We start from the raw sequence: 24,080 nt of genomic DNA, 5'->3' as shown, positions 1-24,080 counted from the left end.
AAATGAATTGAAAATGCATATATTCATTTCATATAAAGAAATAAGACAAATAAAAAAAGCCCTTAAAAAGGGCTTTGATACAATCAATTATTTAACTGCATCTTTTAATGCTTTACCTGCTTTAAAAGCTGGAACTTTGCTTGCAGGGATATCAATTTCTTTACCAGTTTGTGGGTTACGTCCTTTACGAGCAGCTCTTTCGCGTACTTCAAAGTTACCGAAACCAATTAATTGTACTTTTTCACCGTCAGATAAAGATTTTTGAATTGATTCGAACACTGCATCTACAGCAAGACCAGCTTCTTTTTTAGTTAAATTAGCTTTTTCACTTACTGAGTTGATTAATTCTGTTTTGTTCATTTCAATTTCACCTCCCAAAAGGTTATCTAATGATATGTATAAATACCATTATGATAAGACTTTAACACAACAACCAGTGCCACTGCAACGATTTACAAGCTATAAATGCATAATTTCTATATTTTTATTAATATTTTTTCACTTTTGATTTAAAAACAGGCTCATTTTTACTATTTATTGTAAATTCAGGCGAATATGCCGGTAATATCGGCGAATCTTTGTATAATAAATATCGAATATCTTCACCTGGTTTAGGAAGTGATTTTTCTTTTTTAATTGCTTTTGCTAAATCTAATCTATAATCAATAACAAAATCATTTCCGCCATTCATATAGACAGGTAATCTTTCATTACTATATGGACTTGGAACAGTTGGCTGTTTTTTGAATCCATACTTTTTGTATTCAAGTTCATATACATTAGGTGCAACTTTTTTACCTAATTGTAATGGTTTACCAGATGCATCTATTCGAATTCGAATATCCTTTAAGACTTCTGACGTTCTTAAATCGATTAAATGCACTTTAGGGTCTTTGTCGACATCCATGATTACATATTGATAAATACCGCCGTTCTCAAATGAATTACCTGGTAATTGTGATAAGAACTTCGGCTTTAATTTATTAAAGTCAACTGGGTGTTTTAAGTATAATGAATAACTATCATCTCTATCTTTGATAGGTAATAATCCACCACTTGCCTTTTTATATTCATCTACTGCTGTTTGAACCATACTTAATTGGTCTTTCGCTGGCACTTGGTTTTCTGCTTTCTCTTTATTAGGAAAAGCGCATGCTGACAAAATTAAAGTACTCAATATTAATAAGATCGATATTTTTTTGTAATTATGCATGGCTCGATCCACCTAATACAACAATCATAAATATACCAGCAATAATAAGAGAAATGACTGCTAAAAACATTGTTATACTACTGATGATTTTATTTTTTAATTTAAATCTTGATAAATATACGAGTATAATTGCCAAAATCATAAAACCAATAGAATAAAATGACACCCACATTAAATCCATTCTTGATATATCAAACATTTAAATACCCCTCTTGCTTAAATATTCTCTGACTTTTTGTCACGTTCCATAAGATCTTTAACACCTTCAGAAACTGGATAATCTTCGAATAACACTTTATACAAACCTGATGTTATTGGCATTTCAACATCATATTCTTTTGCTAAGTTGTAAGCAGCTTCTGTTGTTCTTACACCTTCGACGACCATATTCATTTCTTCTAATGCTTCGTCTAATGTAGCCCCTTTACCAAGCATATTTCCGCATTTCCAGTTTCGTGAATGTACAGATGTACAAGTAACGATTAAATCACCGATACCACCAAGTCCTAAGAATGTCATAGGGTCAGCGCCCATTTTAACACCTAAACGTGTAATTTCAGCTAAACCTCTCGTCATAAGTGCTGCTTTAGCGTTGTCACCATATCCAATTCCGTCAGTAATGCCTGCAGCAAGTGCAATGATATTTTTTAACGCGCCACCTATTTCAATACCGACAAGATCATTGTTCGTATATACACGGAAGTAATCCGTCATAAATAAATCTTGAGCTAAACGAGCAACTTCTTCGTTTTCTGATGATACTGAAACTGTAGTTGGATGTTTTATCGCAACTTCTTCTGCATGACTTGGTCCTGATAATACAGCAATACCGCCATTTATTTTGCTGTCGATTGATTCATCAATCATTTCAGAAATACGTTTAAAAGTGCCAGGTTCGATACCTTTAGACACATGGATGAATACTTTTTTACCATAAGCGATTTCATTAATATTTTCACATACTTCGCGAATGGCTTTTGTAGGAACAGCAATAATAAAGATAGATGCATGATGGACAGCATCCTTTAAATCAGTTGTTGCTTTAATATTTTTATTTAAAATATTTTCATTTAAATACTTTGTATTCTTATGTTCTTTGTTGATTTCGTTAATTGTTGTTTCAGTCTTACCCCACATTAATACATTATGTTGGTTGTCTGCTAATACATTTGCTAAAGCAGTTCCCCAACTACCTGTACCAAACACAGTTATATTTGTCATAGTTATCAATCCTTTAATATTAGTTTCTTTTTCTTGAGATTAAATGAACTGGTGTACCTTCATACCCGAACGCATCTCTTATACGATTTTCTAAGAAACGTTTGTATGAGAAATGCATTAATTCAACATCGTTAACAAATATTACAAATGTTGGTGGTTGAATCGCTACTTGTGTTGCATAAAAAATATTTAACCTTCTACCATTATCAGTAGGCGTTGGATTCATCGCTACTGCATCTGTAATAACTTCATTAAGTGTAGAACTTTGTACACGTTTACGGTGGTTTTCATCTGCCATTGTAATTAATGGGAATAATGTTTTTAAGCGTGATTTTTCTAATGCTGATACGAAAGCAATTGGTGCATAGTCTAAGAATTGGAAGTTGTCTCTAACTTTTTCTTCAAACTTTTTCATTGTTTTCGAATCTTTTTCAACTGTATCCCACTTATTAACAACAATGACAATTGCTTTGCCGGCTTCATGCGCATATCCAGCAACTTTTTTGTCTTGTTCAATAATGCCTTCTTCAGCATCAATCACAACAAGTACGACATTAGAACGTTCGATGGCTTTTAAAGCACGTAATACTGAATATTTTTCAGTACTTTCGTATACTTTACCTTTCTTTCTCATACCGGCAGTATCAATTAATACATATTCTTGATCATCATATGTGTATATTGTATCAATCGCATCTCTTGTTGTACCAGCAATTGGTGAAACGATAACACGTTCTTCTCCAAGAATGGCGTTGATTAAACTAGATTTACCAACGTTTGGTCGACCGATTAATGATAGTCTAATTGTTTCATCATCATAATCTGGTTCGTCATCTTCAGGGAAATGTTTAGCCGCTTCATCTAATAAGTCACCTAAACCTAGACCGTGTGAACCTGAGATTGGGAATGGCTCACCAAATCCTAATGAATAAAAGTCATAAATTTCACTACGCATTTCTGGATTATCAATTTTATTAACTGCTAATACGACAGGTTTATTTGATTTGTATAATATTTTAGCGACCATTTCATCAGCTTGTGTTACACCTTCACGACCATTAACCATAAAAATAATAACATCCGCTTCGTCAATCGCAACTTCAGCTTGTGCTCTTATTTGTTGTTGGAAAGGTTCATCACCTAAATCTATTCCGCCTGTATCTATTAAGTTGAAGTCATGTGTTAACCATTCTCCACTTGAATATATTCTATCTCTTGTTATACCAGGTGTATCTTCAACGATAGATACCCTCTCGCCTATAATTCTATTAAAAATTGTAGATTTCCCTACATTTGGTTTACCTACAATTGCTATAATGGGTTTCGTCATAAACCTACTTCCTCTCTTTCATAATCCTTTCTATTTTAACATATGATGACTATTTAGCCTATCGAATTAAAAAACTAAAAAAGACTGAAACATTTCATTATGTTCCAGTCTCTTATAAACACACATATTATAATTTAAAATCTTTTAATTTATCTCCGAAGACATCTCCTAAAGTAGGATTGTCATCATCTGTATCTTGTTGGTTTAAATATGATTCATCAAAATCAGTTTCTTGTTCGATTGTATCTTTAATAGATAAAGAAATTCTTTCTTCATCTTTATCGACAGCAAGAATTTTCACTTGTACATCTTGTCCTTTTTCTAATACTTCATCAGGATTACCAATGTGCTCGTGACTAATTTGAGAAATATGAACTAAACCTTGTAAGCCAGGTGCGATTTCTACAAATGCTCCGAATTGAGCTAAACGCACAACTTTACCTGGTACGATATCACCTACAGTAAATTGTGAATCGATTTGTTCAAATGGGCTTGGTAACGTGTCTTTAATAGATAAAGAGATTCTTTCTGCTTCTCTATCAACAGCACGCACTTTAACTTTAACCGTATCGCCAACTTTTACAACTTCGTCAGGTGATTTAACATGATCATGAGATAACTCAGATACATGTACAAGTCCATCTACGCCACCTAAGTCAATGAATGCACCAAAGTTCGCAATTCTAGCGACAGTACCTTCTAATACATCGCCTTGTGAAATATTATTGAGTAAGTCTTCTTTTTTAGAACTTAATGCTTCTTGTTCAACTTTCTTGTGACTTAAAATGACTCTGTTATTTGTTTGATCTAATTCTTCAACTTTAAGTGTTAATACTTTACCTAAATAGTCAGAGAAATCATCAATATAATTTACAGAGATTAATGAAGCTGGAATAAAGCCTCTAATACCAGCATCAACAACTAAACCGCCTTTCACAACTTCAGTTACTTCAGCTTCGATTGTTGCGTCATCTTCTAAAATCTTTTGTAACTTTTCGTATGAAAGATTTTCATCTAATTTACGTTTCGATAATATATAATGTCCGCTTTCATCATTTTGTTCGATTTTAGTTACGAATGCTTCGATTTCATCACCAATATTGACGACTTCGTTAGCTGTTTCGATGTGTTGAGTTGACAGTTGGCTAATTGGAATGATGCCATCAAATTTACCACCCACTATATGCACAACTACGTGTTTATCTTCTACTTGTTGTACAGTACCCTTAACTTTGTCACCTTCTTGCACTTCATTTATCATGGATTCGTTGAATTCTTCCGTCATCAAAATTGCCTCCTTTAAATAAATATCATAATAATAACTTCTTATAAAGCGGCTAAATTGTCAAGAAATTCGAACTATTTAGACCATTTTACTTTTTGCAAGTTCGACTATCTTATTTGTCACTTCTTCAATTGACAATCCAGTCGTATCGATACTAATAGCATCTTCTGCTTTCACTAAAGGTGAGATTTCACGATTCATATCATATTGGTCACGACGTTCTATATCAATCTTTAATGATTCGATATCAGATTCGATGCCACGTAATTCATTATCTTTAAATCTTCTAATAGCACGTTCTTCAACAGATGCTATCATGTAAACTTTTAATTCTGCATCCGGTAACACTGTTGTACCGACATCTCTACCATCCATTACGACATTTTTCTCATCTGCTAATCTTTGTTGTTCTTCTACTAAAAATGTTCTTACAGGTTCTTTAGAGGCCACATATGAAACTTTTTCGGTTACATCATTTTCTCTGATTCTTTCTGAAACATCTTTACCGTTTAAAATAACACGTTGCCCGTTATCTAATACGATTTTCAAATCAATTTCTTTAACAAGATGGTCAAAGTCTTCTGATTCTTGCTCAATATAATAAAGTGTAATCGCTCTATACATAGCGCCTGTATCCACATATATCATATTAAAATGTTGCGCTACGAGTTTAGCGATTGTACTTTTACCAGCTGCTGCTGGACCATCTATTGCTATATTTATTTTTTTCATTTGTATAACCTCTCTTGTTCTTTAATCTTATATATTTTATCATAAATTATAATCATATGAATAGGAGGAAAGAAATGAAGAGAATATTAGTTATACATACTGGTGGAACAATTAGTATGTCTGAAGATAAAGATACAGGTAAAGTAGAAACAAATGCTGAACATCCGATGCATAGACATCAAGCATTTATACAATCTCTAGGTGATATTACAGAAATAAATCCATTCCAAGTACCTTCCCCGCATATGAATAATCAATATATTAATCAATTGAAAGATATTATTACAGAATCAATTGATAAAGATGAATATGATGCGTTTGTGATTACTCATGGAACAGATACTTTAGAAGAAACGGCGTATTTATTAGATTTAACAATAGATACGAAGTTACCTATTATTTTAACAGGTGCCATGAGATCTTCAAATGAAATAGGTTCGGATGGCTTATACAATTATGTTTCAGCTTTAAAAGTAGCATCTACAGATGATGCGCAAAATAAAGGGGTTATGGTTGTATTTAATGATGAAATTCATACAGCTAAAAATGTAACAAAAACACATACGTCAAACACGAGTACTTTCCAAAGTCCAAACTACGGACCAATTGGCAGTGTTACAAAGACGCATGTCATATTCCATCATCAACCTTTTCCATATAAAAAATATCCAAACATCAATCCAAATATCAAAATAGGTATTGTAAAAGCTCACATGGATCTTTCAAGCGATTTATTAGATTTCTTTGTAGAAAAACAATATGATGGTCTAATTATAGAAGCCCTTGGTCAAGGCAACATGCCACCAACTGCATTACAAGGAATTCAGAACTTGCTCGATGTTGATATTCCAGTTGTAATGGTTTCACGTTCATTCAATGGAATTGTAGGCGGTATTTACGCATATGAAGGTGGCGGATACCAACTTCAACAAATGGGCATTATTTTATCAAACGGTTTAAATGGGCAAAAAGCACGTCTTAAACTACTTGTTGGTTTAAGTAATCATTTATCTAAAGAAGATTTAGTTGAATATTTCGCATAAAAAAATAACCATGTTACTGGCTAATTGTCCAATAACATGGTTGTTTTTATGATTCTAAAGGTGTTTGCTTTTTTCTTTCAATATCTTGTGCAATTGTGCCACCGTGGAATTTACCATTTTCGATAAATATCGTGTTAGCATCGTTACCAGCAGCTATAACACCAGCAATATATAAATTCTCAACATTTGATTCCATTGTATCTCTGTTATATGAAGGTGCAGTTCCAAACTCATTTGTAATTGTTTCTACACCACAAGATTCTAGGAATTTGTAATCAGGGTGATACCCGATCATTGCAAAGACGAAGTCATTTTTAATTGTATATGACTTACCTTCTTTATTAAATGTAAGTGTGTCTTCATCGATACGTTCTACTTCACTGTTAAAATGCATCGTGATTTTTTCGTGTTTTGCTAATGATTCAAAGTTAGGTAATATCCATGGTTTAATACTTTTAGAGTATTCTGATCCACGGTATAATACTGTTACATTTGCGCCTGCTTTTTCTAATTCAATTGCTGCATCGACAGCTGAATTTTTCCCGCCAATAATCACAACATCTTGATTAAAGTATGGATGTGCTTCTTTGAAATAATGCATCACTTTACTTAATTCTTGACCTTGCACTTCTAATTCGTTTGGTTGACCGTAGTAACCAGTAGCAATTGTTAAGAATCTCACTTTATACGTTTGTTTAGTTGTTGATACTAAAAATCTATTATCAACCTTTTTAACAGCTAATACTTCTTCAAAAGTTCTTACATCAAGTTGGTGATGTTTCACGACTTCTCTATAATAAACGAGTGCTTGATTTCTTTTAGGCTTTAAGTCTTCAACGATAAATGGTACATCACCAATACCAAGTTTATCACTAGAAGAAAAGAATGTTTGATGAGTAGGATAATGATAAATAGCATCTACGACATTACCTTTTTCAATCACGACAGCATTAATACCTTTTCTCTTCTGTTCGATTGCTGCACTCAATCCACAAGGGCCACCACCGATTATTAAGCTTTCATATTCTTGCATGTACTTTCACTCCTTATAATATCCTCAATCATTATATCAATAATGCGAGATTAGTAAAATAAAATGAAACTGAATATATGAAAAGATTGGGATTGTAGCGTGGCTAGGCGTTATTAGCAAGTTTGGTTAGAAGTGCAAATAAGGAGGTCGTTATTAGCAGTTTTGGTGAGAAGTGTTCATAACAGCTGCCACTTCACCATATTCAACACTATTAAAATGAAAAGAACCTGAACACATTACGTGTTCAGGTTCTTGCTTTATTTATTCTTCTGATACATCAAGTACTTTGAATCCATTTTTGCCTAAATACTTAATGAATTTTTCTAAGTTGTTTGTTTTCTCAACTTTGATGATCATTCTGCGATACATTTTATCTGTTTCATCAAATGTTACAAATGATATTGTATTAAGTTTGAATTTAGCAATGATACTTGATAAACGTTTAATTCTGCCTTCAGCTTCCACAGAAGTAATCGCAATACGGATTCCTTTTTGTTTCATGCCGAATGCTGATTTAAATTGTTCCATTACATCATATCTTGTTACGATACCAAGAAAATCTTTTTCGTCATTTACAACTGCTAATATTGGAAAGTCTTGCAAGTTAAGTAGTGATTCTTCTACTACTTGGTTTGCATTTAATGAGTGTAAATCTAACGTTAAGATTTCTTCAATTTTAGTACTTTCAATAAATTCATCCCTTGAGACATTTTCTTTTTTGAAGAAGTAATGTCTAAAAATACTATATCTCGTGATCATGCCAATATACTTTCCATCAGCAACTACTGGTAACCCATCAATACCATGATGTTCTAATTTATCAAGTGCTGAGTGAATTGTATCTTTCGGATTCGCGATATAACATTTTTCCTTTGGTATCATAATATTCGTTAAATACATAAAGCCATCCCCTTTTGTTTATGTCTATGGTATTACTAAATTCTGACCTTGAGATATTTCATTGCCAGAAATACCATTTGCTTGTCTAATTTTTTCTACATTTTCTGGTGATCCACTACCATAATATTGAATCGCAATACGGTATAAGTTTTCTTTACCAGTTACAGTATGTGATTCTTGAGACTGATTTTGGTTTTGATTACTTTGTGTATTTTGATTTGTTTGGTTGTTAGCTGCATCATCAGCTGCATTTTGTACATCTTCATTACTTGCGCTATCACTATATTGATTTACGCTATCGTCACTGTTTTGATCTTGGTTGCTTTGGCTATCTTCATTGCTATTTGCATTTGAGTCTGAATCTGAATTACTTTCGTCTGAGCTATTTTCAGAAGCGTTATTTGAGTCGCTGTTTTTGTCAGAGTCTTCATTTGATTCTTTAGCTTTGTCATTTGCTTTATCTTCGTCTTCTTTTTTAGCTCTATCTTTTTCAGCTTGTTCATCAGCTTTTTTCTTAGCGTCACTATTTGTTTGCTCTGTTTTTTCAGCAATTTCTTTACCGTTATCTTTATTTGCGCCATTTAAGTACATACCTAAGAATAAGGCAAGTGCACCAAGTATAAGAATTGCAGCTATTATAGGAACAAGTGCTTTCTTGAATTTATTTGAGTTGCCATCATCGCCGTTTTGTCCACTGCTACCATTACTTGGTGGTGTACCTCCACCGGCTGAACCGCCTCCTGCAGCACCTGCTGCGCCAGCGCCAACTGCTCCGGCACCCGCTGCTGCGGCTGCACCTTTTTTGTTTTTAGATTGGTTGTCTTTGTTATCTTTGTTGTTCGATTCTTGTTTATTGTTTTTATTTGATGAAGCAGATGCTGCTACACCAGCACCAACTGCGCCAGCTCCGGCAGCGGCTGCTGCACCTTTTTTACCTTTTGACTTGTCTTTTTTGTTTTGATCTTTAGCATTATTCTGATTTGCAGAATTACTTGCGGCACTAGCGCCTGCGCCAGTAGCAACGGCAGCACCTACAGATTTTTTATGATCATTTTGACCTTTAGGTTGTTGATCCTTAGTTTCAGGTTTGTCTGTTAAAGATCTTTTTTGTTTTGGTTTATTATTTTGAGAGTTTTTATTGGCGTTAACTGCACTTGCACCTGCAGCTCCGGCACCAATTGCTCCACCTTTTTTAGAAGACTTATCTTCGTTATTTGGTGTTTCTGAAGCTTTAGGAGTTTCTCGTTTATGTTGTTCTTCTTTTGCTTTCTGTTTATTAGCTTCTTCTTTTCTACGTTGTCTTCTTAGTGCGCCTCTTGGTGGATATTGTTGTTCTTGTTTACTTTGTTGTTTTTCTTCTTTTTTGTTGTCTGTTTCTTTTCGATTTGGCTGACTTTTATCGTTTACCTCTTCGTTGTTGTTTTCTACTTCTTGTGTCTTGTCTTCAGGTCGTTCTATCTTTTGACGACTTTTTTCGAATTCGTCTTTAAAATTATCTTTAGACAATAAACTCACCTCATCATTATCTTTTTGTATATATTGAATTATACTTTATTATATCCTTGTTGAACTTATCAAGTAAAGCAATCCTATTAAAATATTGCATTTAATCTATTTTTATAAGAAGTTTTGAATTTGACTTCTTTTATATTTGGTAATTTTAATAAATTTGCATTCTTACAATTGTCACAACAATGATTATCTTGTGTAACATGTTCATTAAAATAATTCATTAAATACGTACGTCTACATGTATCGATTTGAATATAATTTCTCATAAAACTAAATGCATATTGTTTTTGATTCTGCTCAGCTTGAATTTTCTCTTTTAATTGTTTAAGTGGATATAATTCAAGAAGATACTGGATATTTTTAGATATCTCCTCATTTAGTTGATACCCTTGTTCGAATAAATTAAGCATATCAATATCAATTCCATGTTCATTAGCTAAATGGCTTAAAATATGAATATCACTTGCAGTAAATAAACTAATTGCTTGAGAGGATTCACCATCACGTCCTGCTCGGCCAACTTCTTGTACATATTTAGAAGGTGACGTAGGTAAATGGTAATGAATCACTGTTCTTACATCTTGTTTATTAATACCCATTCCAAAAGCACTTGTAGCGACAATGATTTTAATATCGTTATTGATAAACTGTGTTTGAACAGTTGTTCTTTCTTGATAATTTAAATCCCCATGATAAATCCCTGTTAAAAAGCCTTCTTTATAAATCATTTCTGCTAATTCATGACATTTCTTCTTAGATGACACATAAATAATAGTTGGTCCTGAGTCTTTTATGGTGTCTAATAGGTAATGATCTTTTTCTTCTTCGCTATCAAAATTAACATGATGATACATAATATTTGAACGATTGAGTCCTTCTTTATGTATTTTAAAATGGCGCTTTGTAATCACTTCTATATCTTCCATCATTTTATTTGTCAATGTTGCTGACAGTGCGATAACTTGTGCTTGTTTAAAGTATTGTGTGACTTTTGAAATCAGTGCATAATGCGGTCTAAAATCAAATCCCCATTCACTTAAACAGTGTGCTTCATCTAAGACAATATATTTAAAACCAATAGATTTAAAGCGTTTAAAATTATGTTCTTCATATATAAATTCTGGGCTACAAAATATAAATTGATAGTTCGATAAATTTCTAAATATATCTGACCTTTCATTTGGATCAATAGCAGAATGGATTGCAACAGCATTCTTCTCGCCATTTAATTTCATCTGAACAACTTGATCATCCATTAAAGAAATAAGTGGAGAAATTATGAGCACTCTGCCACCAGTTATATATGCTGGCAATTGGTAACATAAACTTTTTCCAGCGCCGGTTGAAAGGATGCTCAACACATCATGGCCGTCTAATATGTTTTGGACTGTTTCCTCTTGCCCACTTCTAAAATGATCATATCCAAAATACTTTTTAAGTTCTTGTTGTAGCATTTAATCCCTCCATTGCATAGCAAACATACATGAGTTTGATTTCGAAATACGTAAAATCATTTAACGCTTCATAATAAAATTTCAAATTTTGATTAGGTGTTTGTTGAATCACTTCTACAAATCTTGCGTATTGGTCATCACTAACGTATAAATTCTTATCCTTTAAATAACCTTTAATATACATTTCAATAATATGGTCATGAATCGTATGCGTCTTAACACGTTTAATATTCGCTAGTTGATCCATATCATAAGTACGATTTAATAATTCATATGTTGTGAATGTTTGTTGGTTTAACAAAGGTTGATATTTAATCTGAGATAATATTGGATAACGTTCTTTATTTTGTATCGCAACTTGGATAAATTGATATTCTTCTACTAAATGTTCTCTTAAATCCATTATACCAATATCTTCAATCATTGAAATTTGTTCAATTGTATAAGGCGTTTCTCGAAAACCTGCTAATAAATAATGCATATATATTGTTTGAAAGTATGTATTCATATCTTCAAATAGCTGATATATTTCTTCTATAAATTTATCTTCGCCTACTTCTTTAATGTGTACGTAAATTTCTTTAGCTTTAAATTGTATCTCTTTATCATTGATGATTGGTTGATATGTTAAATGGTTATGCTTTTTTTGACTTATCATCTGAGTTAATAATAAGATTGTATTAACAGATTGAATGGCCTGACTATAGAAAAAGTCGCCTATGATAGGTTCATTAATATGTTCCACTGATTCGTTAATGATTTGTTCGAATTGTTCAAATTTTAAATTTGGCAAACAACCATAATACAATTTCAAATGTTCAATCGTTGCATCAAAATATGTTTGATGAGTCTTTTTACCGATTAAAATGTTATAAATACTTTTATCAGTTTTGTTGTCATGCTTCATGGAAAGGGTTTTCAGTATAATCTGTTTCAAATAAGTCACCTCAAATAACATAAAAATGTTGAAATCTCTAAGTGTTATCACTAAAATAAGTATGTATAATAAGTGTAGCATGTTTTTTAAAGGAGGCGAAAATTTTGGCTAAATACACAATAGTAGATATGGATACATGTATAGCATGTGGCGCATGTGGAGCAGCTGCCCCTGATATATACGATTATGATGATGAGGGAATCGCCTACGTAATACTAGACGACAATAAGGGAATCGAAGCTGTCCCAGAAGAATTATTAGAAGATATGGAAGATGCTTTCGAAGGTTGTCCGACAGATTCAATTAAAATAGCAGATGAATCATTCGATGGAGACGCACTTAAATTCGAATAATATATATGAGAAAGGCTAGGACGTGAGGTCCTAGCCTTTCTTTATTTTATAATAGACTTAAGTTTATCAAATATTAAAATGTATATGACTGAAATGACAATACCTTTAATTAAATTAAATGGAATAATACCGGCAGATACGATTAATTTTAAATTATTTGCGATATCTGCAAGATTCATAATTTGTCCGTATAAAGGTAATAGAACAAAGTAATTCATTAAGCTCATTAGAATTGTCATTAAGATTGTACCAACTGCTAATCCATATCCCATAAATAATTTTGATTTTTTCATGCGATAGAAATAATAAGTTGGAATGACGAGACATATTGACGCTAAAAAGTTAGCCGTATTTCCAATTGGTTCGTGTGACACAATTAAGAAATTCAATACGTTTTTAAATAATGCGACTAATATACCTGAAACTGGACCGAACGCAAATGTTGCGACAAGTACAGGAATATCACTGAAATCCATTGTTAAATATGGTGGTAAAAATGGCAATGGAAATTTCAAAAACATTAAAATAAAGCTGATTGCGATGAGCATACTTACAGTGAGTAAGCGTTTTGTTTTGTTATCGTTAGACATATAAACTCCTCCTATTCATCTCGTAAGAATAGGAGGAAAAATTATCGCAAAATAAACCTAGATAAGACTAGATTTTTTCCTCCATCTTCTCCCATCCAGACTTTAACTGTCGGCCTTAGAATTTCACTAAGTCAGCCAATATACATACATATATTGGGTCGCGGGCTTTAACCGCCGGTATGGAATTACACCAAACCCCGAAGATGAATTTTTTTATTTAGTTTTAATTACAAAATATATATTAGCACATTGGTCAGGTATTTTCATCTAAATAACTCAACAATTTAAACTTTTGGTAAAGTTATTGTAAATTGAGTGCCTTCACCCTCTCTACTATCAACTTTAATCGTACCATGATGTGCATCTATAATTTTTTGAACGATAAAGAGACCAAGTCCTGTTCCGTGTTTACCTCTTGTGCGAGAAGCGTCAACTTTATAGAAACGATCAAATATTTGATCTAAATGTTCCTTAGCGATACCTACGCCACTATCTTGAACTGTTATAACAAAGTCTTCTTCATTTGTATCATCAAAGACAACATTAATAGTATCATTTTGATGTGTGTATCTTATCGCGTTATCGATTAAATTCGTTAAAATTTGCTCAACTCGATCACTATCTCCATACCAATTCGTAAGATTTCCAATATGTTTAACGGATAAATTCAATCCATTTTCTCTCGCTTGTGGTAAGAATTTAGTATCAATTTTGTTCATTAATGTAGAAATATTAAAGTCATCCAAATGAACTTTAATGCCTTCAGCATCCATTTTTGCGACTTCTAATAATTCATTAATCAATCTACTTAATCTTTTAGACTCATCTAAAATAATATATAAGAAATCATCAACGTCTTTCTTCTCTGTTACAATACCGTCAACAATTGCTTCAGTATAACCTTGTAACATAGAAATTGGTGTTCTTAATTCGTGTGAAACGCTTGCGATAAAGTCTTTTTTCATTTGATCCATATGATGTTCATCTGTCATATCACGAATGATTACAACAATACCTGATGAACCATCATTTTGAATGCTATCGATATACGTTGATATAACGACATAATATTTATGTCCCAATTCGTATTCGAAAAACTGCGTATTCTTTTCTTTAAATGTGTCGTTTCTTTGTGTAGATATATCAACATGATCAAATTCTCTTACTTCTTTTAAGAATGTATCTGCTTTAGAGTTAGAAATTATGATTTCATTTTTATCGTTAATACCTAGCACACCATCGATCATTGAATTAATAAGTTTTTCTTGTATATTATTTTTCGATTTAACATCATCTATGTTTGTACGAATATCCTTACTCATTTTATTAAATGCTAAACCGAGTTCGCCAATTTCATCACGCGTATAAATCGGTACTTTTTCAGTATAATGACCTTTAGCAACTTTAAAGGCTGCATGTTTCAATTGAATTAAAGGTTTCGTAATTCTGTTTGAAAGGAAGAAGGCAAAGATTGTACTCACGATTAATAATATAATGGCTGAAACAAGTATACTCAATGTAACAACGTTTTGAGCTTCTTTAATGGAGTTGATATCTTGGAATAAAAAGATACCTGCATCATCTTCAGGAAAAGCTTGAGAAGGATAGCCTAATAAAATATATTGATGTTTCTCACCGTTATAAGTTAAATTGATTTCTTTTAATACGTGCTTATCTTCATTAAAGACTTTATCGAATGCATGATTAGTTCTGATCTCATTAAGCATGACTTCTTTTAACGGATCTTCAGATCTTGCTGTCAAATCCTCACTATTTTTAACGATAATGAGTCCAGCAGGGTCTTCAACAAGTGCTCTTGCATAATCGATTGCTGACTCTTTTTCGTGTGAACTCAGTAATAATCGTTCTATTTTACTTGCATTATTATATAAATTTTCACCTGTAGTAGATGTATTATTAGATTGTAAAAAAGTTATAAGAAATCCGCTTAATAAAAGTAAAACTGTCGTTACTATTAAAATAATAGATAACCACAGTTTTACAACAACACTATTTAATCGATTCATTATTCAGGAACCTCAAATTTATAACCGACGCCCCATACAGTATGAATCATTTGTGCAGCATCTTCAGAAACTCTATTTAACTTTTCACGCAATCTTTTAACGTGCGTATCAACTGTTCTTAAATCACCATAAAATTCATAGTGCCAAACTTCTTTCAACAGTTGTTCTCTATCAAATACTTTATCAGGTGATTTTGCTAAATATAATAATAATTCATACTCTTTAGGCGTTAAATTTACTTCTTTTTGATCTGCTAATACGCGATGTGCGTCATTATCAATGACTAAGTTTTCAAATACAATTAAATCTTTAGCTGTATTCGTTTGATTAACCATTGAATGATTCGTTGTACGTCTTAGTAATGCTTTTACGCGTAAGACAACTTCTCTAGGTGAAAATGGTTTGACGATATAATCATCTGCCCCAATTTCAAATCCTTCAACGCGATTATTTTCTTCACCTTTAGCTGTTAACATAATAATAGGTGTTGATTTTGTTTCTCTTACTCTCTTACATACTTCGATTCCATCTATTTCAGGTAACATTAAGTCTAACAATATGCAGTCATAATCTTCGTTTAAAGCTTTATCTAAGGCATCTTGGCCATTATCCGCTTCATCAGTCTCATAACCTTCTCTTTCGAGATACATTTTAACTAATTTTCGAATTCTATCTTCATCATCTACTACTAAAATACGATCTGTCATGCTTCGTTGACTCCCTTCTAGCATTTTTTAAGCATAAGAATGTAAACCAGCTACTATTAAGTTAACGGCAATAACATTAAATAGGATGATTGCAAGGCCACCAACAGCTAACCATGCTGATTTTCTGCCTTCCCAACCTTTACCTAATCTTAAATGTAAGAATATCGCATAATATAAGAATGTTATAAGCGCCCAAACTTCTTTAGGATCCCAGCCCCAATATCTACTCCAAGCCATTTGTGCCCAGATACTCGCGAATAATATACCGCCAAGTGCAAATAATGGGAAACCAATGATTACTGAACGATATCCTATTTCATCCATCAAGGATAGATTGACTTTTTTCGTAAGTGGTTTGATAAGACTAAACAAAGTCTTGCCTTTCAAAATCAATCTTAGTATACCATATAAGACTGTACCAACTACAATTGACCAAACAACTGTATTAAGTTTTTGAGCATTGATAACAGCAGGTAATTCAATCTTGCTCCATTTTAAGATATCAGTTCTTTCTTTTGGTTCATAATCGCTACCAGAAACATGATCTACAAGTAAACTATCTTGTTGTGTCACAAATGCTGGAAGATGATAATGTTGAACAGAGTTATTATCGTTTTTGTCGATAAAGAAATAAGTGTCATCATAACCAACGATATCTTTCATAATGATCGTTGTTAATATAAATCCAATGACAATAACAATGAAATACATAATGACTTCTACAAAGAAACTATGTATCGATTTTTCTTCTGGACTAACAGCTGCGAATAAATAAATTAATCCTGCTATACAGCTGATTGATAAAATACCATATGAAATCGTTACGGTTATAACGTGAATTGCTAACCAACTAGATTGTAACGCAGGAATTAATGGCGAAACATCTCTAGAGAACATACTTGCATATGCAATTAACAACATCGCAATTGGTAATACGAATAGCGCTAAAATAGGTGTCTTATAAATAGAGTAAATAACAAGGAAGCCACCTACCATCATAATGCCAAACATCGTTAAGAATTCATACATATTACTTACCGGTGCATGTCCCGCTGCAATCCATCTTGTAATAAAGTATAGAATTTGTAATACAAAGCCGATGACAGTTAATGTCACCCCTACTTTTTCTGCTCTTTTCTTAGGTGAACGGATTGAAAATGAATATGGGACAATCGCAACTAAGTACAAAATAAAAGCAGAATATAAACTGATATTACTAATATTTAAAAACATATCTTTATCCATTGTTTGCCTCCTTACTTTCGTGAATGTCTTGTTTAGTATCTTCTATATGTGAAATATGATGTTTATCTAAGACTTGGTTAATCTCTTTAGAGAAACCATAATAATTCTTATTCGTATGTGCAGCGATATTAAACTCACCGTTATCTGTATTAATCCAAATACGTCTATGGTTAATATATGATCCGACTGCTAAACCTAATAAGAAAATAACGAAACCAGTAAATAATATTGGAAGTGTTAAGTCTTTCTTCACTGCCAACACTGTTGCCCATTGATTTGTTGCATTAGCAAATTTCACATCGTATTTATTATCTTTAGATATATCTTGTGATTCTTTAATTCTTAAGAAACTAAATTCTGATTGTTTACCTTTATCAGTTACTTCAAACACAAAAGCTGGATTATTTGGATTTGGAGATTTAGTTGCAAGTACACCATTTTCTATTTTTTCGTAATCTGGCGCATAACTTCTTAACTTAACTGTTAAATCATCTGTAATTTTATAAGTCTTTTTAGGACTTTCCAAATTAACTGTAAATGGTTTCCCGAGTGCCTTACCGTCTTTTGTTTTTAAGTTAAATGTCATATCTTTTAACAACGAGTTGTCGAAGCTACTTTGGTAAAATTGTAAGTGATCATATTTCAATGGATGATTGACTTTAATTGAACCAGAAGCGACTTCTTTTAAATTAGCATCTGAACCAATTACTTCTTCTTGACTGTTTTTATACAAAGTAGCTTTTGTTTCGTAGTTCTTAGCAATTTTGTTTAAACTTGGATCAATTGATTCAGGGTTTGTATTAGATTGAGATTTTTGATCATATTCTTCATATATAAAGTCGTTATTTTTTATATAATAGCCTCTATCTGTACCTGGTACTGGTTTCGTTTCTCCTTCTTTCACATAGACCATATCATCTAAGTAAAAGCCTGGTAAGAATCTTAACATTGCCCCAAATAAAAGTATGATTAAACCAGTATGGTTGATATAAGGACCGTATCTTGATAAACGTCCTTTTTCAAGTAAGATATGATTCCCATCTTGTTTAACTTTATATCTTTTTTCTTTAAAAGATTGACTTATTTCATCTAGATTAACTTGATCTTCTGAATGCAAGTTTAATCTTTGACGTTTATAGAATGAACTGTGCTTTTTCGTTCTTTGATTTTTCAAAGATTTATGTAAAGGTATCCCTCTATCAATACTTGATGTAATAATAGAGAACGCTACTAAACCTAACAGAATTAAGAACCACCATGAACTATATAAATTGTGGAATCCAAGTTTATAATATAGTAAGCCTAGTGAACCATAATGTTCATAATAATATTGTTCTGGATTCACATTCATTGGAATAAAATATTCTTGTGGGAATATTGTTCCAATTGAAGCTGCAATAACCGTTAATACGAGTAAAGTAACACCTGTTTTGATTGAAGCGAAGAAATTCCAAATGCGATCTAATATTGTTCTGTTTTTTGTTTTCGAACGTATCGCTTGCCCATCGTAACGCATAACGTCGGTTGTCTTTTTCTTATCATAGTCGTCATTTATTAAGCGACCACAGTTTAAGCATAATTGAGTTCCTTCTGGGTTCTTATGCCCGCACTCACAAACAATTTGCTTGTTGCTCACTTTAAATCCCCCTCTATTTCACTTTGACCTTTTCCATTTCTTCTATGATTTGCTTTTTAGAAAGTTCACCAGTATGCTTTGTTTTTATTTTACCATCTTTATCAACCGTTATCGTAGTTGGTAATGGATTGATACCGTATGCATCTGTTACTAAATTATCGTTATCCATTGCAACTGTGAATGTTGGTGTTTCTTTTAATGAACTTAAATATTGTTTGATTTGTTGAGGATTATTTCTGACATGTATCGCAACGACTTCAACACCTTTGTCTTTGTAGTTTTGATATTGTCTTTCTAACTCAGGCATTTCGCGTTTACATGGTTCACACCAAGTCCCCCAAAAGTTAATTAAAACACCTTTCCCACGTAAATCTTTTAAATTAACCTTTTTCCCATCAACTGTTTGGAGTTCAAAAAGTGGCGCATCATCTCCAACTTGCGCTACTTTATCCTTATCTTTCGTAAGACTGGACCATACTGTAAATACAATTGCAATTAAGATCACTGCAGTTATAACAATTTGGAGTACAGTCTTCTGTTTTTTCTTCATTTAAAATCCTCCCTAACACAATAAAAAAACCATACATATGCAATGTTATGGTGTTTTGTCTAGTATATCATGACTAAAAAGCAGATTAGTGGCATTATTGTGAACGTTTACAGATTATTTACCATCTTGTGCTAAATGTCTTAAAACTTTGATTTCATGAGGTGATAACGTTCTGCCTTGTCCAGCATTTAAGCCTTTTAAATTAAGTGGCCCATATTCTACTCTCGTAAGTTTAACAACTTCATGTCCAAAATGACTAAACATTCTTCTAACCTGTCTATTTCTACCTTCCGTAATCGTAATTTCCACATGTGTTACATTACGCTCTCTGTCTTGACTTTTTACTTTTACAATTGCAGGTTGTGTCATGCCATCTTCTAACTGTATACCTTTTTCCAATTGTTTAACTTCTTCTCTTAGTAAATAGCCTTTTAATTTTGCTACATATTTCTTTTGAATTTTATAACGAGGATGTGTCATTAAGTTTGTAAACTCACCATCATTCGTTAAAATTAATAAACCTGATGTATCATAATCTAATCTACCAACTGGGAAAATTCTCGTCTTAATATCTTTAAAATAATCCGTTACAACCGCTCTTCCTTTATCGTCAGATACACTTGTAATTACTTTCGTTGGTTTATGGAATAAAATATAAAGTTTATCCGGCATTTCTAATGGAATACCTTCTACTTCGATATAATCAGAATCTTTCACTTTCGTGCCAAGTTCTGTTACTTGTTTATGATTAACGTATACAAGCCCTTCTTCGATTAATTTTTCTGCTTTTCTACGTGACGTATAGCCACTTTTCGCAATAACTTTTTGTAATCTCTCTAATTCTTCACTCATTATGATTGCTCCTCATTGTTTTGTTTTTCGTTCATGCTACTAAAAAACAAATCCATTTCTTCTTGTTCATTTTCTTCATTTGTTGATTTCGGTAATTCGTCTAAAGAAGTCAGTCCAAATACATTTAGAAAGTAATCTGTCGTATACAATAATTGGCTTCTAGATTGATCGTTATGTTTTGATTCAACGACACCTTTCGCAATTAAAGTCTTAACAGAAGCGTCTGAATTTACACCACGAATCACTTCTATATCACTTCTCGTAACAGGTTGATTATATGCAATAATAGATAATGTTTCTAACGCAGCTTGTGATAATTTTGTATTCATATTATCTATCATTAATTTTTCAAGATATTGATGCATAATTGGCTTTGCTGTAAGAATGCATTTATTACCGTAAAAAATGATTTGTAATGTTTCGCGATCATATTCATTTGCTAAATCTTTTAATTGTGATGGCGTTAATTCTAATAACTCACATAACTGATTAACTTCAATGCCTTCATCACCTAATGAATATAATAATCCTTCTAATAATCCTAATTTACTCACTGACATAATTCACGCCTCGATTTATAGTTATTTCTCCAAATTGATATTGTTGAAATACATCAATTTGTCTTAATTTCATCATTTCCAATATTGCCAAGAACAACGTTACTAATACATTTGTAGATAAATCAGATGGCAATGTCTCGAAAAATTTATAACTCTTATGTTCGGCAAGTTGTGCTTGTATTGAAGCAGTTGCCATTTCAATCGTATAACTATCTTCGTTAACTGTGACATTCTGTGGTTTATTAAATCGTTGTCTACGTTTAGTACGTTGGTATGCAATAATTAAATCCGTCATATCTAAATCTAAAGGTGCACGTTTGTCATGAACGGCTTCAAATTTGGATAAATCTGCTGGCTTTTTGATGAATATTTGTTCTCTGTCTTGTTTTTTATGATTTAATAATTCAGCATATTCTTTATAATTTTGGTATTCGATTAATTGTCTAACTAAATCGTCCCTTGGATCATCTTCAAATTCATCAATATCTGATGGTTGTGTAGGTAGTAATAATTTGCTTTTGATCATCAATAACTCTGATGCCATCACTAAATATTCACTCGCTACATTTATTTCTAATATTTTCATTTGATGTATATAACTTAAGTATTGCTCGGTTAGTTCCTTCATTGGAATATCATAAATATCAATTTCGTATTTTTGTATTAAATGAAGTAATAAATCCAAAGGTCCTTCAAAGGCATCAAGTTTTACTTCATACATTTAAAACTTCCTCATTTCTATTCCTTTTACGTGCATAAATCTAAAAATTATTATACCATGATTACGTATAAATATTCTATGCTGAGAGGGATTTTAAATGGAAACACAAATAATGTCATTTCACTATCATTTCCATGTCTTAAGACATTATTTTGAATGTCACGATATATTAGAAGATCATTGGAAAGATCAAACTCAATTTAGTAAGCATGATGCAATTGTAAGTTTAATATTGTTCTCTACTGCGTGTTACCACTATAGACGTGATAATACAAAAGGCGCGCTAAAAACTTATAAAAAAGCATTACAAATTGCAGAATTAAATGATGACTTTAGCCATTTAGGTATTGAAAAAGCATCGTTTCAATCTTTAATTCGTTCACAAATCATGCGCATTGAGCAAGGTCATCCATATGAAAATATACAACTCCCTTTAACAGATGCAAGCTATCGTGCTTTAGAAAGTACATTTGATGACTTTGAATTTAACTATAATACAGATGTATCAGATTATATTAAACATCATCATCTACTAAGAGATCGTACTGAAGTGATAGAAAGTCGTATTTCAGCATATAAACAACGTCACGCTAGACAATAAATAACCAATAAATGAGACCCCAAGCGACAGCAAAAGTTAATAAAATTACTAAAGTGACATATTTTTTTGATTCATTTTGTTGTTGTTTATTGTTCTTCATTTTTCTTCTCCTTTTTGGCTCTAGGGTGATACGTTAAATACATCTCACGTATTTGTTTTTTAGAGATGTGTGTGTAAAGTTGTGTTGTAGAAATGTCGGAATGTCCGAGCATTTCTTGCACTGCCCTCAAGTCTGCACCATTTTCAAGCAAATGCGTCGCAAAAGAATGCCTTAAAGTATGAGGTGTTAAAGTTTTCGTTATCCCTTTTTCTAAGCCGATTTTTTTTAATATTTTCCAAAATCCTTGTCGCGTTAAAGCTGTACCACGTGCATTTAAGAATAATATATCTGTAACATGTTTCTTCAATAAATTTGGACGAACTTCCTGGATGTAGTTTCTTAATATGCCCATTAAATGTTCACCAAGTGGTACGATGCGTTCTTTATTTCCTTTACCAAACACTCTAATAAATCCCATCGTCAAATTGACGTCTTCTACATTTAATTGAATCAATTCACTTACACGAACGCCCGTGCCATATAAAAGTTCAAGCATCGTACGGTCTCGTTCATCTCTAGGATTTGTAATATGTGTAAATGTTAAGAGTTGATTCACTTCATCTTCACTCAATACATCTGGAAGCTTTTGTTCGTATTTAGGTGTTTCAATCAATATTGTTGGATCTTTAACGGCGTACTTTTCTCTAATCGCAAATTGATGAAAGCTCCTAATTGTCGCTGCCAGTCTCGCAATTGTCTTAGCTGATTTACCTTCTTGTTTAAGATGTGCAAAATATTTTTGTATCACAATACGATCAATGTTGTCTATATGACTAATTTTATGTTCAGTTATGTATTGGTTATATTGCTTTAAATCTCTTTGGTACGATTGGATTGTATTTTGACTCAAACCTTTTTCTAATCTTATAAAATCTATAAACTCATTTATGATTTGTTCCATGAATTCACCTCATTGTTGTCATTATTTTACCATAAAAAAAGACATCACTAAAATCAGTATAAAACTTCATTTAGTAACGTCCATTATAGATTTATTCTTCGTGACATCTATGACAAATACCATGAAAAGTTAATCGATGGTCTAAAATTTTAAAGTTAAATTCTTTTTCAACACGACGTTCTACGTCTTCTAATAAATCTTCTTCGATTTCATCAACTGCGCCACATTCCATGCATACCATATGGTGGTGAAAATGTTTTGCCCCTTCTTTTCTTAAATCGAATCTAGCAACACCATCGCCAAAGTTAATTTTGTCGACTACTTTTAATTCAGCTAATAGTTCTAACGTACGATAGACAGTTGCGAGACCAATCTCAGGTGCCTTATCTTTAACTTTTAGGTAAACGTCCTCTGCACTTAAATGATCGGCTTCATTCTCAAGTAATACTCTAACTGTCGCTTCTCTTTGCGGAGTTAGTTTGTAGGAAGCTTTGTGTAATTGTTCTTTCACACGTTGTATACGTTCTTCCAACTTGACACCTTCTTTCTAAAAAATAATCATTATCAATTAGTAATG

At 32.3% G+C, this 24,080-nt stretch carries 26 protein-coding genes and 1 riboswitch; of the genes, 3 read left to right on the top strand and 23 right to left on the bottom strand.

The window, feature by feature from the left end:
* Positions 1-87: 87 nt before the first annotated feature.
* The 7 genes from LQ677_RS05135 to cmk all read right to left on the bottom strand — a co-directional run bounded on the left by LQ677_RS05135 (position 88) and on the right by cmk (position 5,781).
* Positions 88-360 carry an HU family DNA-binding protein gene (locus LQ677_RS05135; protein ID WP_016912122.1) on the bottom strand — a complete coding sequence of 91 codons (273 nt, stop codon included), beginning with the start codon at positions 358-360 and terminating at the stop codon, positions 88-90.
* A gap of 127 nt (positions 361-487) precedes the next feature.
* Entirely contained in the window at positions 488-1,213 is a 726-nt protein-coding gene (locus LQ677_RS05130; RefSeq protein WP_037588161.1) for a hypothetical protein, read from the bottom strand.
* A complete protein-coding gene (locus LQ677_RS05125) occupies positions 1,206-1,412 on the bottom strand; it encodes a DUF2768 domain-containing protein (protein ID WP_025907089.1) in 207 nt (68 codons plus the stop codon). Before LQ677_RS05125 ends, LQ677_RS05130 begins: the two co-directional genes overlap by 8 nt.
* Positions 1,413-1,429: 17 nt before the next feature.
* Positions 1,430-2,434 (bottom strand): NAD(P)H-dependent glycerol-3-phosphate dehydrogenase, encoded by a 1,005-nt coding sequence (locus LQ677_RS05120; protein WP_126477478.1) that lies wholly within the window; start codon positions 2,432-2,434, stop codon positions 1,430-1,432.
* A gap of 19 nt (positions 2,435-2,453) precedes the next feature.
* On the bottom strand, positions 2,454-3,764 hold the full coding sequence (gene der, locus LQ677_RS05115) for a ribosome biogenesis GTPase Der (RefSeq protein WP_025907085.1): 1,311 nt from the start codon (positions 3,762-3,764) through the stop codon (positions 2,454-2,456).
* 127 nt (positions 3,765-3,891) lie between these two features.
* The gene (rpsA, locus tag LQ677_RS05110) at positions 3,892-5,049 is read right to left on the bottom strand and encodes a 30S ribosomal protein S1 (protein ID WP_037588164.1); all 1,158 of its coding nucleotides are present in this window, start codon (positions 5,047-5,049) and stop codon (positions 3,892-3,894) included.
* A 78-nt stretch (positions 5,050-5,127) separates the two neighbouring features.
* Positions 5,128-5,781, bottom strand: a complete 654-nt coding sequence (gene cmk, locus LQ677_RS05105; protein WP_058611250.1) for a (d)CMP kinase — start codon at positions 5,779-5,781, stop codon at positions 5,128-5,130.
* Between the two features lie 74 nt (positions 5,782-5,855).
* Here cmk and LQ677_RS05100 point away from each other — a divergent pair, with 74 nt between their 5' ends.
* Complete coding sequence (locus LQ677_RS05100; protein WP_239748138.1) at positions 5,856-6,824, top strand: asparaginase; 969 nt, start codon at positions 5,856-5,858, stop codon at positions 6,822-6,824.
* A 46-nt stretch (positions 6,825-6,870) separates the two neighbouring features.
* Here LQ677_RS05100 and LQ677_RS05095 read toward each other — a convergent pair whose 3' ends face one another.
* The 5 genes from LQ677_RS05095 to LQ677_RS05075 form a co-directional block, all read right to left on the bottom strand.
* The gene (locus LQ677_RS05095) at positions 6,871-7,857 is read right to left on the bottom strand and encodes a YpdA family putative bacillithiol disulfide reductase (RefSeq protein WP_025907077.1); all 987 of its coding nucleotides are present in this window, start codon (positions 7,855-7,857) and stop codon (positions 6,871-6,873) included.
* Between the two features lie 261 nt (positions 7,858-8,118).
* Positions 8,119-8,757 (bottom strand): CBS domain-containing protein, encoded by a 639-nt coding sequence (locus LQ677_RS05090; RefSeq protein WP_037588166.1) that lies wholly within the window; start codon positions 8,755-8,757, stop codon positions 8,119-8,121.
* 24 nt (positions 8,758-8,781) lie between these two features.
* Entirely contained in the window at positions 8,782-10,263 is a 1,482-nt protein-coding gene (locus LQ677_RS05085; protein ID WP_239748137.1) for a LysM peptidoglycan-binding domain-containing protein, read from the bottom strand.
* 86 nt (positions 10,264-10,349) lie between these two features.
* Positions 10,350-11,723: a RecQ family ATP-dependent DNA helicase gene (locus LQ677_RS05080; RefSeq protein ID WP_126477480.1), complete on the bottom strand. Its 1,374-nt coding sequence runs from the start codon at positions 11,721-11,723 to the stop codon at positions 10,350-10,352.
* Positions 11,704-12,630, bottom strand: coding sequence for a helix-turn-helix domain-containing protein (locus LQ677_RS05075; protein WP_239748136.1), 927 nt, complete (start codon positions 12,628-12,630; stop codon positions 11,704-11,706). The genes LQ677_RS05080 and LQ677_RS05075 overlap by 20 nt, the downstream gene beginning before the upstream one ends.
* A gap of 134 nt (positions 12,631-12,764) precedes the next feature.
* On the opposite strand from LQ677_RS05075, the gene LQ677_RS05070 reads away from it, so the two are divergent.
* Positions 12,765-13,013, top strand: coding sequence for a ferredoxin (locus tag LQ677_RS05070; RefSeq protein ID WP_016913182.1), 249 nt, complete (start codon positions 12,765-12,767; stop codon positions 13,011-13,013).
* Positions 13,014-13,054: 41 nt separating this feature from the next.
* Here LQ677_RS05070 and LQ677_RS05065 read toward each other — a convergent pair whose 3' ends face one another.
* From LQ677_RS05065 to LQ677_RS05025, 9 genes are all read right to left on the bottom strand, one after another.
* Complete coding sequence (locus LQ677_RS05065) at positions 13,055-13,603, bottom strand: ECF transporter S component (protein WP_025907065.1); 549 nt, start codon at positions 13,601-13,603, stop codon at positions 13,055-13,057.
* A gap of 79 nt (positions 13,604-13,682) precedes the next feature.
* A riboswitch (FMN riboswitch) is annotated at positions 13,683-13,812 on the bottom strand.
* Between the two features lie 75 nt (positions 13,813-13,887).
* On the bottom strand, positions 13,888-15,630 hold the full coding sequence (locus LQ677_RS05060; protein WP_204188591.1) for an ATP-binding protein: 1,743 nt from the start codon (positions 15,628-15,630) through the stop codon (positions 13,888-13,890).
* Positions 15,630-16,337 carry a response regulator transcription factor gene (locus tag LQ677_RS05055; RefSeq protein WP_025907062.1) on the bottom strand — a complete coding sequence of 236 codons (708 nt, stop codon included), beginning with the start codon at positions 16,335-16,337 and terminating at the stop codon, positions 15,630-15,632. Before LQ677_RS05055 ends, LQ677_RS05060 begins: the two co-directional genes overlap by 1 nt.
* 27 nt (positions 16,338-16,364) lie before the next feature.
* Positions 16,365-17,582 (bottom strand): c-type cytochrome biogenesis protein CcsB, encoded by a 1,218-nt coding sequence (gene ccsB / locus LQ677_RS05050; RefSeq protein ID WP_037588178.1) that lies wholly within the window; start codon positions 17,580-17,582, stop codon positions 16,365-16,367.
* On the bottom strand, positions 17,575-19,218 hold the full coding sequence (resB, locus tag LQ677_RS05045; protein WP_159315637.1) for a cytochrome c biogenesis protein ResB: 1,644 nt from the start codon (positions 19,216-19,218) through the stop codon (positions 17,575-17,577). The genes ccsB and resB overlap by 8 nt, the downstream gene beginning before the upstream one ends.
* Positions 19,219-19,231: 13 nt before the next feature.
* A complete protein-coding gene (resA, locus tag LQ677_RS05040) occupies positions 19,232-19,768 on the bottom strand; it encodes a thiol-disulfide oxidoreductase ResA (protein ID WP_037588184.1) in 537 nt (178 codons plus the stop codon).
* 114 nt (positions 19,769-19,882) lie between these two features.
* The gene (locus LQ677_RS05035) at positions 19,883-20,620 is read right to left on the bottom strand and encodes a pseudouridine synthase (RefSeq protein ID WP_204170176.1); all 738 of its coding nucleotides are present in this window, start codon (positions 20,618-20,620) and stop codon (positions 19,883-19,885) included.
* Positions 20,620-21,180 carry an SMC-Scp complex subunit ScpB gene (gene scpB, locus LQ677_RS05030; protein WP_037588190.1) on the bottom strand — a complete coding sequence of 187 codons (561 nt, stop codon included), beginning with the start codon at positions 21,178-21,180 and terminating at the stop codon, positions 20,620-20,622. The genes LQ677_RS05035 and scpB overlap by 1 nt, the downstream gene beginning before the upstream one ends.
* The gene (locus LQ677_RS05025; RefSeq protein ID WP_037588191.1) at positions 21,167-21,901 is read right to left on the bottom strand and encodes a segregation and condensation protein A; all 735 of its coding nucleotides are present in this window, start codon (positions 21,899-21,901) and stop codon (positions 21,167-21,169) included. Before LQ677_RS05025 ends, scpB begins: the two co-directional genes overlap by 14 nt.
* A 97-nt stretch (positions 21,902-21,998) precedes the next feature.
* Between LQ677_RS05025 and LQ677_RS05020 the strand changes: the two genes are divergently transcribed.
* Positions 21,999-22,502: a DUF309 domain-containing protein gene (locus LQ677_RS05020; RefSeq protein ID WP_037588194.1), complete on the top strand. Its 504-nt coding sequence runs from the start codon at positions 21,999-22,001 to the stop codon at positions 22,500-22,502.
* Positions 22,503-22,588: 86 nt separating this feature from the next.
* Here LQ677_RS05020 and xerD read toward each other — a convergent pair whose 3' ends face one another.
* Both xerD and fur read right to left on the bottom strand, forming a co-directional pair.
* On the bottom strand, positions 22,589-23,503 hold the full coding sequence (xerD, locus tag LQ677_RS05015) for a site-specific tyrosine recombinase XerD (RefSeq protein ID WP_037588196.1): 915 nt from the start codon (positions 23,501-23,503) through the stop codon (positions 22,589-22,591).
* Positions 23,504-23,594: 91 nt separating this feature from the next.
* Entirely contained in the window at positions 23,595-24,035 is a 441-nt protein-coding gene (gene fur, locus LQ677_RS05010) for a ferric iron uptake transcriptional regulator (RefSeq protein WP_025907044.1), read from the bottom strand.
* Positions 24,036-24,080 lie beyond the last annotated feature (45 nt).

This window comes from Mammaliicoccus sp. Q-M61, assembly GCF_022386055.1.
In the GTDB taxonomy this organism is placed as follows: domain Bacteria; phylum Bacillota; class Bacilli; order Staphylococcales; family Staphylococcaceae; genus Mammaliicoccus; species Mammaliicoccus sciuri_A.
Note: the sequence above shows the minus strand (reverse complement) of the source record. Positions and strands in the feature narration are given on the sequence as shown.